This window comes from Sutcliffiella halmapala, assembly GCF_002019665.1.
In the GTDB taxonomy this organism is placed as follows: Bacteria; Bacillota; Bacilli; order Bacillales; family Bacillaceae_I; genus Sutcliffiella_A; species Sutcliffiella_A halmapala.
In genome coordinates this window covers 1953009-1966737 of the sequence record NZ_KV917375.1, presented here as the reverse complement: position 1 = coordinate 1966737, position 13729 = coordinate 1953009, and the positions used below count along the sequence as shown (strand labels likewise).

Annotated in this window: 15 protein-coding genes; 4 read left to right on the top strand and 11 right to left on the bottom strand. The window is 37.8% G+C overall.

Annotated elements, in window-relative coordinates; all coding sequences use genetic code 11:
• The first annotated feature begins 37 nt into the window (after positions 1 to 37).
• Positions 38 to 952 carry an aldo/keto reductase gene (locus tag BK580_RS09530; protein ID WP_078382715.1) on the top strand — a complete coding sequence of 305 codons (915 nt, stop codon included), beginning with the start codon at positions 38 to 40 and terminating at the stop codon, positions 950 to 952.
• A 98-nt stretch (positions 953 to 1050) separates the two neighbouring features.
• Here the strand turns inward: BK580_RS09530 and BK580_RS09525 are convergent, their stop codons facing one another.
• Positions 1051 to 1305, bottom strand: coding sequence for a YqkE family protein (locus tag BK580_RS09525; RefSeq protein ID WP_078380094.1), 255 nt, complete (start codon positions 1303 to 1305; stop codon positions 1051 to 1053).
• Positions 1306 to 1527: 222 nt separating this feature from the next.
• Here BK580_RS09525 and katA point away from each other — a divergent pair, with 222 nt between their 5' ends.
• Positions 1528 to 2988, top strand: a complete 1461-nt coding sequence (gene katA, locus BK580_RS09520) for a catalase KatA (protein ID WP_078380093.1) — start codon at positions 1528 to 1530, stop codon at positions 2986 to 2988.
• 126 nt (positions 2989 to 3114) lie between these two features.
• Here katA and BK580_RS09515 read toward each other — a convergent pair whose 3' ends face one another.
• From BK580_RS09515 to BK580_RS09480, 8 genes are all read right to left on the bottom strand, one after another.
• Positions 3115 to 4281 (bottom strand): FAD-dependent monooxygenase, encoded by a 1167-nt coding sequence (locus tag BK580_RS09515; RefSeq protein ID WP_078380092.1) that lies wholly within the window; start codon positions 4279 to 4281, stop codon positions 3115 to 3117.
• 181 nt (positions 4282 to 4462) lie between these two features.
• Positions 4463 to 5020, bottom strand: a complete 558-nt coding sequence (locus tag BK580_RS09510; RefSeq protein ID WP_078382714.1) for a DJ-1/PfpI family protein — start codon at positions 5018 to 5020, stop codon at positions 4463 to 4465.
• A 179-nt stretch (positions 5021 to 5199) separates the two neighbouring features.
• Positions 5200 to 5547, bottom strand: coding sequence for a DUF4260 domain-containing protein (locus BK580_RS09505; RefSeq protein ID WP_078380091.1), 348 nt, complete (start codon positions 5545 to 5547; stop codon positions 5200 to 5202).
• A 148-nt stretch (positions 5548 to 5695) separates the two neighbouring features.
• Positions 5696 to 6154 (bottom strand): hypothetical protein, encoded by a 459-nt coding sequence (locus tag BK580_RS09500; RefSeq protein WP_078380090.1) that lies wholly within the window; start codon positions 6152 to 6154, stop codon positions 5696 to 5698.
• 37 nt (positions 6155 to 6191) lie between these two features.
• Positions 6192 to 6701: a GNAT family N-acetyltransferase gene (locus tag BK580_RS09495; RefSeq protein WP_139364868.1), complete on the bottom strand. Its 510-nt coding sequence runs from the start codon at positions 6699 to 6701 to the stop codon at positions 6192 to 6194.
• Positions 6702 to 6917: 216 nt separating this feature from the next.
• Positions 6918 to 8636, bottom strand: a complete 1719-nt coding sequence (locus tag BK580_RS09490; protein WP_078380088.1) for a WG repeat-containing protein — start codon at positions 8634 to 8636, stop codon at positions 6918 to 6920.
• 131 nt (positions 8637 to 8767) lie between these two features.
• Complete coding sequence (locus BK580_RS09485) at positions 8768 to 9409, bottom strand: FMN-dependent NADH-azoreductase (RefSeq protein WP_078380087.1); 642 nt, start codon at positions 9407 to 9409, stop codon at positions 8768 to 8770.
• A gap of 79 nt (positions 9410 to 9488) precedes the next feature.
• Entirely contained in the window at positions 9489 to 9833 is a 345-nt protein-coding gene (locus BK580_RS09480) for a DoxX family protein (protein ID WP_078380086.1), read from the bottom strand.
• Between the two features lie 216 nt (positions 9834 to 10049).
• Here BK580_RS09480 and BK580_RS09475 point away from each other — a divergent pair, with 216 nt between their 5' ends.
• Positions 10050 to 10637, top strand: coding sequence for a TetR/AcrR family transcriptional regulator (locus tag BK580_RS09475; protein ID WP_078380085.1), 588 nt, complete (start codon positions 10050 to 10052; stop codon positions 10635 to 10637).
• A gap of 189 nt (positions 10638 to 10826) precedes the next feature.
• Positions 10827 to 11129, top strand: coding sequence for a hypothetical protein (locus BK580_RS09470; RefSeq protein WP_078380084.1), 303 nt, complete (start codon positions 10827 to 10829; stop codon positions 11127 to 11129).
• Between the two features lie 62 nt (positions 11130 to 11191).
• Here the strand turns inward: BK580_RS09470 and BK580_RS09465 are convergent, their stop codons facing one another.
• Both BK580_RS09465 and BK580_RS09460 read right to left on the bottom strand, forming a co-directional pair.
• On the bottom strand, positions 11192 to 12505 hold the full coding sequence (locus BK580_RS09465) for an MFS transporter (RefSeq protein WP_078380083.1): 1314 nt from the start codon (positions 12503 to 12505) through the stop codon (positions 11192 to 11194).
• Positions 12506 to 12535: 30 nt separating this feature from the next.
• Entirely contained in the window at positions 12536 to 13696 is a 1161-nt protein-coding gene (locus BK580_RS09460; RefSeq protein ID WP_268877371.1) for a GNAT family N-acetyltransferase, read from the bottom strand.
• Positions 13697 to 13729: the final 33 nt, after the last annotated feature.

Here is a 13729-nt window from a genome sequence, read left to right as displayed (position 1 = left end):
ATATAGCTACAACTTTAAAAGGGAGGGCATTTCTTTGATACCAACAAATCGACTTGGCAAATCGGATTTATATGTAAGTAAAATCGGACTTGGTTGCATGTCACTTGGCACAGAGGAAACAAAAGCAGTAGAAATTATTAAGCAAGCACTGGATCTTGGGATTAACTATTTAGATACTGCTGATCTATATGATTTAGGAAAAAATGAAGAAATAGTTGGAAAAGCCATAAAAGGACAACGTGACAAAGTGATACTTGCGACTAAGGTCGGTAATAGGTGGACCGCTGGAAAAGAAGGCTGGGAATGGGATCCTTCAAAAAAACATATAAAATCAGGTGTGAAGAACAGTTTACACCGCCTCCAAACCGATTATATTGATTTATATCAACTTCATGGTGGAACGATAGAAGATAATAGCGAGGAGACGATCGAAGCCTTTGAAGAATTGAAAAAGGAAGGCTATATTCGAGAATACGGCATTTCCTCCATCCGCCCGAATGTGATTCAGCGCTTTACGAATTCTTCTGGCATTATATCTGTAATGATGCAATATAGCATGCTTGATACGCGCCCAGAAGAGTATTTAGACTATCTACATACAAATGATATCAGCGTCATTGCTAGAGGCTCTTTGGCGAAAGGACTCTTATCTAGTAAAGGTCTAGAAAAAGCGAAGGAAAAAGCAAAAGATTATATGAATTATTCTTACGAAGAACTGATAGAGCTCTTAGGAAAACTTGAGGAATCAGAAAAGACACGTCCTTTACAATCAACTGCCTTCCATTATTGTCTCCACCATCCAGCAGTAGCAGCCGTAATTCCAGGCGCAAGCACTGTGGAGCAAATTAAAGCAAACGTTGCTGCTATACAATATCCAGCGTTAACAGCGATCGAATATAAGCGATTGAAGGAATTATTGAAGCATTCACAATATGAGTCACATCGAGAATGACAAAAGTGCCAAACACATTAGTGTTTGGCACTTTTATTGTTTGGACCATTGCTCCGCTTCTCGGTCTATTTCTACTTCATTCTTAGTGGTTACTTCTATCATTTAAATTCCTTCCAGTTCTGACTGCTTTCTTCTAGTAGTTCTTCAAATGATTTATTCTTCTCTTTTAAGCGCTTTTCTTCTTTTATTCTAGCAGCCTCTTCTTCTTTTGCCTTATGCTCTGTTTGCATGAGCTGTTCTTTCATTGACTTTAACTTTGAAAATACATCATCTTGCAGTTGATCTTTTAATGAAAGCTTATCGTCTTTCGATTTTGGTGAATTCGTTACGTTTTTTCTTTGTTTTTTCTTCATATTAAACAAACTCCTTCATATACTTTTTTGTAGTATAGCAGAAACGGCTCTTATTCGGAATAATAATAGAGCGCTCCATTAACAGAATACTCTATTATTATACTAATATTATTTTTATAAGAGTTTTCTTTTTATAATTATTATAAAAAGATATTGATTTTCCCCTGAGAAGTGTTATCATTATATTTGTACTACTAATCTTATCTTATGAGGTGATTAAATTTGAGTACTAACAACAAAAATTTAACTACTAGCTGGGGCGCTCCAGTTGGGGACAACCAGAACTCCATGACAGCCGGTTCAAGAGGACCTACACTAATTCAAGATGTTCATTTACTAGAGAAACTAGCGCATTTCAACAGAGAACGTGTACCTGAGCGTGTGGTACATGCCAAAGGAGCAGGAGCTCACGGATATTTCGAAGTAACAAATGACGTGACAAAATATACAAAAGCTAAATTCTTATCTGAAGTAGGAAAACGTACACCATTATTTGTTCGTTTTTCAACGGTAGCTGGGGAAAACGGTTCTGCTGATTCCGTGCGTGATCCACGTGGATTTGCCGTTAAATTCTATACTGAGGATGGAAACTACGATTTAGTTGGAAACAACACGCCTGTATTCTTTATTCGTGACGCTATCAAATTCCCTGACTTTATTCATACACAAAAACGTCACCCTCAGACTCATTTGAAAAATCCTAACGCGGTTTGGGATTTCTGGTCTTTATCTCCAGAATCCTTACACCAAGTGTCTATTTTAATGTCTGATCGTGGCATTCCAGCTACATTCCGTCATATGCACGGTTTTGGTAGCCATACCTTCAAATGGGTAAACGAAGATGGAGATGGTGTTTGGATTAAATACCACTTTAAAACAGAGCAAGGCATTAAGAACCTAACAGAAGAAGTTGGGACGAAGATTGCTGGTGAAAACCCAGATTATCATACGCAAGATTTATTTAACTCCATCGAGCAAGGCGATTTCCCTGCATGGAAAGTTCATGTACAAATCATGCCTTTAGAAGATGCTGATACTTACCGCTTCGATCCATTCGATGTGACAAAAGTGTGGTCGCAAAAGGATTATCCATTAATTGAAGTGGGACGAATGGTATTAGATAAAAACCCAGAAAATTATTTTGCAGAGGTAGAGCAAGCAACATTCTCTCCTGGAACATTAGTACCTGGAATTGACGTATCTCCAGATAAAATGCTTCAAGGACGTTTATTCGCTTACAGCGATGCACATCGTTACCGTGTTGGTGCAAACCATCAAGCATTGCCAATTAACCGCCCGCGTAATGAAGTAAATAACTACCAACGTGATGGCCAAATGAGATTTGATAACAATGGGGGCGGATCCGTCTATTACGAGCCAAACAGCTTAGGTGGACCGACTGAATCTTCCGAAAACAAACAAGCGGCATATCCAGTGTCTGGTGTTGCCGATAGTGTAGCTTACGATCACCATGATCACTATACACAAGCTGGTGACCTTTATCGCCTGCAAAGTGAAGAGGAACGCGCACGTCTTGTTGCCAATATCGTTGGTGCCATGAAGCCAGTAGAAAGCGATGAAATCAAGCTACGTCAAATCTCTCACTTCTATAAAGCAGATCCTGAATATGGAACTCGTGTCGCTGAAGGCCTTGGCTTGAAAGTGCCACAAGAAGTTTTATAATTTACTAGTTGTAAGTCTATTACGTAACATTACAATTCTATTTAATTCTCATTCACTTCTGTCAAAAGCAGGTGCCATATAGGTACCTGCTCTTTTTATGGGGGATTGTATATTACTTTCTAAGTTTTACACCTTATGTCCTACTATCCAATTTAATCGCTCTATTAAAATCTTATTTGGCACATGACGTAGCAGGCTATTTCGAACAGTGATTGCCAGCTGATTTTCCAGCTGAACCATTCGCCCCATTCTTCTTGATTGTTGTACAATTTTAGTTGTACGCTGCTTTCTTATTTTTTCATATTCTTGTAAGGAAGAAGGAAGGTTTACGTTAATGTGGGGTTCGGCTAAGCATCGAGCTAAAACGAGTGCATCTTCCATTGCTTGTGCGCCACCCTGTCCAAGATTAGGAAGCATCGGGTGGGCTGCATCCCCTAACAAAGTAATTCGTCCTTTGCTCCAATATGGAAGAGGTTCATAATCCACAATATCATGGTGTAAAATGTCGCCATCTACCGTCGCAGCAATAACCGTTTGAATCGGCTCAAACCATCTATTAAAATGATTTAGCGCGACTTGTTTTCTATCATTTGATGAGATCGTTTCACCACGAGGAGCATTAATCGCCGCAAACCAAAAGACTTGACCTTGTCCAAGCTGAGAGAAACCAAACCTTTTGCCTGGTCCCCATGCCTCGAATCCGCCTCCTTGCTCCATCGTGTAACGTTCATCCTTAAATGAACAAATACCTCGTAATGCGGTATAGCCTGAATACCGAGTTTGTAATGTGCCAAATAATTGTTCGCGGACAATAGAGTGTAGACCATCCGCACCAATTAGGATATCCCCTTCCTCCTTAGATCCATCTGTAAAAGTTGCTATCACTTTGTCGTTATTTTGTTCTACACTAGCTAATTGTTTATTGAGTTTCACAATAGAAGCTTCTTCTACTTTTTCCAGTAAAATAGACTGTAACTTCCCTCTGTGGATGAGAAAACTCTGCGACCCATACCGTTTGGCTTGCCTTGAAGTAGGTAAATCCAAGATTAACTCGCCGTTCCACGTGCGAATTTCCGCTTTTCCTACAGCAGCCCCTATCGAAACAACATCTTTAGCGACGCCTAGCTTTACGAGTGCCTTCATCGCATTCGCTGCCAAAACGATACCTGCTCCTGCTTCCGTTAACGAGCTGGTCCGATCAAAAACGCTTACGTTCCATCCTTTCTTTTGTATGGCAATAGCCGTACTTAAACCACCAATCCCAGCACCAATGATAATTGCTTTCTTAGGCATTTATCTCACCTCTCTCAAACCACTTCACTATATCTGTGTTTACATCTTAATTTAAGGCTCTACTAAACACCGCTGTTGTCTAAAACAACACTTTACTTTAATAGAGGCTAATTTAAAAAACACCCTAAAGAGTTTGTTATTTTCCTTCTCTCTAGGGTAATTATTAAACAAAAATGTTATTTTATCCTCTTAGTTGATTTTTAAAAAATAGGACTGTTTCTAGTTCATCTTCTCTATCCTTGAAAATCTTCAATTTTTTCCCAACTTCAATTGCAAATTCGATATAGGCATTTCCTTCAGCCGTAATCAAATTTTCGCAAACAGTTACATCTTTTTCACTCTTATACTGCTCATCAAAAAGCGACGTATATTCCGGCTCCTCAATTGACGTGGAATATTTTCTTTCCTTTAATACACCTGCAGCTGCTAAAAAGGTTGGAGCCCCACAAATCGCCGCAATATATTTATTTTGTGCATCAAATCCTCGGATAATGTTCAATAAATGCTTTTCATTTACTAACTCACCTGGGTCTCCTCCAGGAATGATTAATATATCAAAGTCAGAAGGGTTACACTCCTCCACTGCTAAATCAATTGCAATTCTGAAACCTCCTATATGTGTTACCTCGCTACTTAGTGCTGTTGTTTTAATTTCGATTTTAGAGTCCCATAACATATAAGTTAAGGCACTAATTTCCCAATCAACATACCCCTCATATAAGAAAAATAATGCTTTCAACCACTCATCTCCCTTTTGCTTTTCTGTTGAATCAAATCGAGTTTTTACCACCTATTTGATTAAATTTCATACAACCAGCTCCTTCCCATATGTATCAAATTAATTTTATCGCAATATTTCGAAAATGTCATTAGATGAAAGTTTATTGAATAATTCCAGTTAAAAAAATTCCCAATCCCTCAAATCCGATTCAAATGCGTATCTTTAAAATTAGTTGGATTTTTCAATCCGTAACCAAACATCCGATCCATTCCAATATGAGCAGACCAAATTAACCCGAATTGTAGAAGTAGGTCGTTTTTCAAAAATATCCCAAAGATAATTATGACAATTGGAAAGCAATAAGTATGAAACAGATTATAAATTATTGCTCCAAATTTATTATTTTTTAAATACCCGACCATTGCAAGATCTGGTGCTAATAAAAAGATTGCAAACACAAGCCAGCTGAACTGTTGGGACGAGTAAAAATAAAGGCTAATTAACAAAATAAAGGCGCCTTCTAAATGTAATAGAATTTTATTCAACAAGACATCTCCTTTCAAATTGACATAATGCTCACTAGCCTTTGTCTTATTAACATCTGTAAATTCGAGACTCGTTAGCATAGATATAATGAAGTAACACAGTCGCTTTTATATTGAATCAGTAGATTTAATCTCCTTATTTTGATATTTAGTCCCAAAAATTGAAAACTACCTCACCAATCGTTTGCGTTTTCCAATGCTTTATTCCGTAAAGGTCAGCCTCATTTAACTGATTCTCATTTTCTACTAGGCTTTTTCCTTTTACTTGCTTCACTATTAATGGTTCGTTCAATTCATGAATGGTCAATATCCTATAATAGGAAATTAATTCTTCCTTCAGTAGTGGGTAATCAACAAATAAAATTTCCCCAGGCTCAACAGAGGAAGCAAATGCAAGGAATGGATAACTGATATTCAGCAAAATATACAGTTGCTCACCGAAAATCTGCACTTTAACTTTATAATAATTAGTTCCGGTTTCTGGCTCAATAAAGGACAGAACTCTACCACGATTTTTTTTAATAATATAATAAGAAATCCGCTTAAATTCTACCCCATCAACTAATGTTTCATTATTAGAACCACTTACCCCGTTTAATAAAATCACGTTAACACCTACCCTCAAGTTCGTTGTGAAACCTTGATTACTTAAGGATTTTATAATAAAAAACCGTCGTATGTAATTGGCCGTCACTGGATCTTGCAAAGTTGGGAATCTGCCCAGCTTCGATAAAACCGATTGATGAATAAAGGAGATTTGATGGATCCCCTTTTCTCGTATCTAGAATTAATAAAGTCTTACCTTCTTGCTTCGCTCTTTCTTCTGCATGGTTCATCAGCATCTTTGCGATACCCTTGTTACGATAATTAGGATGCGTCATTAATTTAGCAATTTCCATCCTATGTGCACCGTTTTGGCTGGAACTGCTATGTAATTGTACTGTTCCTACTATTTGATTGTTTAGTTTAGCGATGAAAAGAATTACGTCTTGCTTTAATACATTCTGCCAATACTCTATAGCTACCGAACGGTCGAGTGGTGGTAAGAAGCCTATGGAAGCACCACCTTCCACAACCTGAATGAGTAGTTCTGTTAACTCATTAATATGCTCTTCCGCGGAATGGAGTTGTGTGATTGTAATATCTTTTGTCAACACTATCACCTCTTTTTTAGTTTTTACAAAAATTCTAGGGTATCTATAATTGGATTATATACCACCAATAAGTGGAAGTGTTAGATAGATTCCGAGATGTGTTAAATAATATTGAAATGATATAAAAAACCCTCAGGAAAACCCACTCAATTTTTATTAATCTTGCACTAAAAGAAAACTTGCCCAACTCTAAATGGGCAAGCAGCTATGACAAACCTAATGAAAAGACCTCCAAAACTCCCCGTCTACATTTATCAAACTCTTAATCTCTTCAAATGGGATATCAAAAGTTGGAAACCCTGCCGCAAAAGCCGCAATTTCATATGGCTGAAAATAAATCGCTAAAGAATCCTTTGTTACATAAAATGGTTGATTAGCTGCAATTCCTTGATAAGCATCAGGGAAATAAGCATCTGAATTCTCCTGAATTTTCTTACCGATGATTTGACTTATTACTTTAACGTAATTACTGTTAGACTTAAACAAATCCTTTAATTCATAGATTTGACCGGTGACTAAATTGAGCGGCACTTCTATTTGACTTGGCATGCCATGAGCAGCTCCATATGGAAAGTTATAGCCCACAAGTTCTAGCACAAGTAAATGCTTTTGAAGAAATTTAACGGAAAAGTCCCCAGTATAGCTGTAATCAAGAGGTGTATTAGAATCGATCGGCTTCACCTGAGATTCTTTTTTTAACACTTGATTTATTATTGCTTGTGCAGCTCTGTTCTGCATTCCCTCCATTTGTGGATAGTAGACAAGATAGTCTTTATTCGGTCTGTATTTTCCCTCCCGAATGAAAAGGGATGGAGTTAAAGGGATTTTGTTATTCTGGGTCCATATTACACGACCATTCCGATCATAATAGGTCAGTCGTTGATCAACAAAGGCTTTGATCACATTCCCTTCCAAGCTAAGTGTGCCAATGCCTTGAATGACAGGAAGATTGGATGCAGGCTTTCCATCTCTGTTTATAAAAAATGACTGTAGCCCTTGTGTGACCGAGCTATAGCCACCATCAAACTCATTCACACTATCATAGATAAAATCAGTCAGGACTCGACCTTTTTCCGTATCAGCAATGGCATAAATAGATCCTATAAAAGGCTGGTTCGAATCGATCGCTCTCCCTACGGCGGCACGGTCTTCCCCCAACATAATGATATCGTTATATTTAGGAGGAATAACATAAACTCCCGATTTATTTATGATGCCATATTCGTTTTTGTAATCCTCCGATGCATTAACCACTGCCCTTCCATTTCGAAATGGCAAGGCAAACGCAAATCGTGGAGCAATGACGACTTTTCCGGCTTCATTCACATAGCCAGCCTTATCCTGAAATGTTCTCTTATATGAAATCATCCCTTCACTTAAACCGCTCATTTGTTCATACGGATAAGTTTGTAGCTGTTTTCCACTCCGATTGATCAGTGCGTAGTGAGCAGCGTTTATTTGAACAAGTGCTTTTCCATCTTTAAAGTCGTTGGCATACTGAAATCGTGCTGGAATCACAGGTTTTCCATTCAAATCTAAATAGCCATAAACTGTCTGGCCATCATTCACAATATCCTGAAAAACAGCCCGTTGTTCTTGAAAAGAGCTAATAAAAGGATATGCTTTTAGATTCAACACTTTTCCGGCTTCATCCACAACCATCGAGCCATGTTCATCCATCACAACCGCACGCCCTTCGGAATAGAGAGATATCGAGCTATACTTAGGTAGAACAACATAGTTTCCAGACTGATTGATGATTCCAGCACCTTTTTGACGAACAATTGCCAAACCATTTGTCTGGAACTCACTTGCTTCTTCATATTGAGGTGGAAACACGAATTTCCCCGCTTCATTTATATAACCCCATTTTGTTCCAGTAATCGTTTTGACGGATGCCGGAAATAAATGAATTGCAATTCTTTCTTTTTGCATAAGCCGCATCTCCCAAGTAGATATTTTTGATATCTTATGGAGTGTATGAAAGATGGGTGTTAAAAAAGCGCCTAAAAAAGTGCCTGTCCCCTAGCGCTTTAAAGCACTAGGGGACAGGCACCCTCACTCAATCAAACAGGTTGGAAAGTTAATCTATTTGCAACGTCTGTTACTTTTTCAAGACCTTGTGCAATAATTTGTTCTGCTTGTTCTGGCTTTGCGTTGTGACCTTCGATAATTACTTCATTGATGATTTCCATCCCGAACATTCCACCAAACACATTACGTACATAATTAACGGCCATTTCCATTGGTGCAGCTTCTGGTGTTGAGTAAATTCCGCCACGTGCATTTAAAATAATCACTTTTTTCTCTGGCATTAGACTTACTAATTGTCCTTCTTCACTGTATTTAAATGTATATCCTGCTTGAAATACATAATCAATAAATGTTCTAAGATTTGCTGGAATGGATAAGTTCCATAAAGGAAAAACGAGAACCACTACATCAGCAGCCGTAAAAGCATCCATTGCTTTTTGTTTAGAGGCTAATAGTCGTTGTTCAAGATCTGTAAGCTCTCCACCTGCTTGCATTTTACCGAATGCGTTGAATAAATCCTGGCCAAAGTAAGGCATATCTTCTGCAAATACATCATAAGTAGTGACGTTTATATTTTCAGCATGCTTGATAGATGCCATAAATGTTTCATACATTTTACTTGATACAGCTTCTGACGCTGGACGGTTATTTGCTTTGACTACTAATACGTTCATGTTAAAAATCCTCCAATGTTTACATTTATATTGTTCTAATCATTATTAAAAAATACTTATTTAACTACACACACTTTAATTACATTAATAAGAATAATAGAATAAAAGATATGACTGCTAAAATCGTAATAGGTGCCGCTTCTTTCAAACTATCCTTTACCTTTACATGTGCTAAAATCCCACCAATCGCAGTTACCCCTAATAACAACGCCCCTACTATACTACTAGTTATATGCCAAAAACCGATGATTAATAAAGTTGCTCCTATAAATTCAACGAGTCCTGTTACAACACGGAACCATTGTGGTAATTGCAATTTATCGAATGCTTCTTTGTGCATTTGTGAACCAACTAATTTTCCTATTCCAGCCATCAAGAACATCAGTATGAGTAGACCTTGTAAAATCCAAGTTAATATATCCATCTTATTTTCCTCCTTTTATATTAGACTTTGTTGACGCAAATGGTACTATTAATTTAAAGCAACTCTCTAAACAACATATTTTGCATACCCAACATATGTTGTATAATAAATTTATACGCTTTTTAATATGATTTCAATCGATGATATATAGCTATTGTTGCATAAGCAACAAATTCGATAAATTGTCTAAAAAAACAGGAAGGAAGTAGGGATTAAATGTCACCAACTCGAATTGATCCACGTATTACTCGTACCCGAAACTTAATCATGGAAGCATTCGTAGAACTTTCAATGAAAAAAGAGTTCAAGGACATTACAATAAAAGATATAACAGATAAAGCAACGGTCAATCGGGCTACATTCTATTCTCATTTCACAGATAAGTATCAATTATTAGATGCAGCTCTAACGGAAAACCTCATGGAAAAGGTCTTTAATGAAATTAAATTGTATGATGAACTTTCGGAAGAAACGATCGTTAAAATTTTTCTTTCCATAACAACATTCCAAGCTGAGCTTTCCTCACAGTGTCGACGCAGCTACGATGCCTTCATGTCTACAATCGAAGCAAAACTAAAAGCTGAGTTAGAAGACCTTTTATATAAACTATTAATGAAAAATCAACCTGAGGAGAATCTTGAAACCCTTAGAATAGGAGCAGTTATGTTAAGCTGGGGGATTTATGGCGCAACTATCGATTGGCAACATAATAGTCATCTCACCGCAAGTCAATATATCAATAAAGCACTTACCCCCATTTCAAATGGTGTACAGTTACTAAATTCATGTAATACTAATAAATAAGGTATATGGGAATTAGGAAGGTTTTTATATTCCGAATTATTTTGCAAAAGCATTTAAAAGAAAGACTACTCAAACTCTTTCTTACTTTTACAAAAACTTAGAAATGCAACGAAAAGAGGATTATTTATTAAGTAAGAACCAATCAAATGTTATAATTACTTTAGTATTTATTTTAAGGAGTAATAATAGATGAATAAAAATGAAGTAGAACAGAGTATCATAGAAAACTATCAAAAAGAAGAAAACATGATGATACTCGTGTTTGCCCAATGGTGTGTCAACCACGACTTAGATCCAGCAGCACTTTATATGAAGGCTTATCCAGATCAAGCAAATAATCCTGCATTAGCCCAAGCATTGGAATTGACTGTGACAAAAGAAGAAGCTGGAGAAATTTCAAATGAAACATTGTTAGGGGTCTTGTCCCTGTTTGGGAATGATGATTTAGCATTTATTGTGACAGAAGAAATGGCTCAACTAAAAACTAAATAACTTATCTGTTCGTCAAAAAAGCTTTCCATCACTACATACCATAGTGAAGGGAAGCTTTTTCATTACATTTTTTCATTCAGTCTAGTTTTATTTGCCCAAATAACAACAGGAATTAAAAGTAGAGAGAGTAGACCCCCAACGAGCGAAAGTGTGGCATAACTGGAGTGCGCTACAACCATTCCTGATAATGCCCCTCCTGTCGCTCCAGATAGGGCAATTAATACATCCACTGAACCTTGCGTCTTTGCTCTCGTTGAAGGAGCCGTTGCATCGATAATGGTTGCGGTACCACTTATCAAGCCAAAGTTCCAACCGAGACCTAGCAGCGCAAGTGCAATAATAAGTCCTACTAGATTATCAGTAGGTGCAAATGCTGCTACAATTCCTGCTAGAAGGAGCGTAACTCCTGCTGCGACCGCCATTGTGGTACGTCCGACCTTATCTACTAAAATTCCAGTCACAAGCGATGGAAGATACATAGCACCGACATGAATTCCGATAACAAGTCCGACATGACTCAAACCATGTCCGTGGTGCCCCATATGGATTGGGGTCATCGTCATAATAGCGACCATGACAATCTGTGTTAAGACCATGACAGAAGCTCCCACCACGATTCCACGATTATTTTTTGCGGAAATTTTAGTAGAATTGACTAACGGCTCCCTCTTTATCCTTTCTTCCAAAGCTTTTGCAACCAATAATGGATCAGGTCGGAGGAAAGCCAAAAGGACTAGTCCCGCTAGAAGAAAAGCTGCTGCCGCCAAAATAAATGGGCCTGCCAATGCTGGAACACCGATTGAAGTCGCGAATCCCCCCATTACTCCGACCAAGTTGGGTCCCGCAACAGCACCTAATGTTGTCGATACTAAGGCAATACTTACAGCTGTTGCCCTTTGTTTAGTGTTAGCTAAATCTGTCCCAGCATAACGTGCTTGAAGGTTTGTTGCCGTACCAGCCCCATAGATTACTAGGGCAGCGAAAAGAAGCAGCACATTACTAGTTAATGCCGCAATGACTACTCCTATTGCACCAATCCCCCCAGTTATAAACCCAGTAGCTAGTCCGTAACGCCGACCAAATCTTTGAGAAAGACGCCCTACTACTAACGCCGAACCAGCTGAACCAAGCGTAAATAATGCGACCGGAACTCCTGAATATGCATCTGTACCAAGCATATCTTGTGCAAGAAGCGCTCCTACTGTTATCCCAGCTGCTAGTCCAGCTCCTCCAAAAATTTGTGAGAGGACAACAATGAACAACGTACGGCGATATAACTGCTGTTGTTTTTCTGGAGAGTGAACATATTCATATAACTTTTCTTCTTTTTGATTGTAAATAGCCCCTGAATCGTCAGGTTTATGATTTTGCAACATGGTGTTTACCGCCTTCCGATGTCTAGCAAATTAGAAAAAATCATAAAAAAATGATTCGCGATAAGGGATCATTTTCTCCAATTTCTGTATCTCCTCTTCCTTACCGTTTAATAATGCAAGATTAAAGAGTTCAAGAGGACGTTTATAGCCAAATAGAATAGCAGATAAGGAGTTAATGGAGAGCTTTATTACATGAGAGCTCTCTATCTGATCATCCTCTGCATGAACAAAAACCTCATCATTTTTCAAGGTAAAAAACTTTTCATTCCAACTTGCGTACTCATCCGTTACTTGCAAAACAACCTCTTCGCCACTCCAATGAAAGTCATAATCAGGAAGAAACTTTTCCACATCGACAATTCGCACCATAAAATATGGCATTAATTCCGTCTTCACATTTGGCTCCTGTAAAGTATATAGCAGTGGATCCTTTTCGGAGAGGATGATTTCCACTTCATTGACCATCGAGTCATGTTGGCAAATAAAATTCCAAAGCCCTTTCCTTGCTTCCCCTGTTAATGCGACAAACTCCTCCACTTTCATTTTCGAATCTTTAATGGAATATACTAAAAATCCTTTTGATTCCTGATTAGCATCGTAATAGATAGAAACAAATTCGTCCTTCGTTATTGCTTCCCACCAAGTTTCGTCACGAACCAACATACCAGCGAAGCGACTAGCATAATGAGTATATACCTCGTTCAAATCATGAAAGTTAACGTCTTTATTTGTACGCTTAATGGTACCAGAAACTACTTCCTGCATCACTAAATCACTTTTTGATAACGTACATTTTATTCGATTCGTTAAGAGCTCCCAGCCATATTTTCGATAAAAAGAAATTTTAAACGGATGTAACATCGAAACGCTATATCCTTCGTCTTTCATCTCTTCTAGCACTTGCTGCATCAAGACTTTTACATAGCCTTTCCTTCTATACTCTGGATAAGTTGCTACCCCAGCAATTCCACCCATTTTCCATTTCTGTTCTCCAATATGTACTTCAAACGGAATCAAATGTAACTTGGCAGCAAGCTGTTCAGCTTCAAAAATCCCCAAAATTTTATGCTTCTTTAACATTTCTAATCGTTTCGGAATTTGATCCTCTGGTACAATGTATTGAAACGCATATTGAGATAATTGAATAGCATCCATGAATTGATTTTCCGTTAGTTTAACGATTTTTCCCAATTTGCTTCCTCCTAAAAATAATTACTTTTCTCT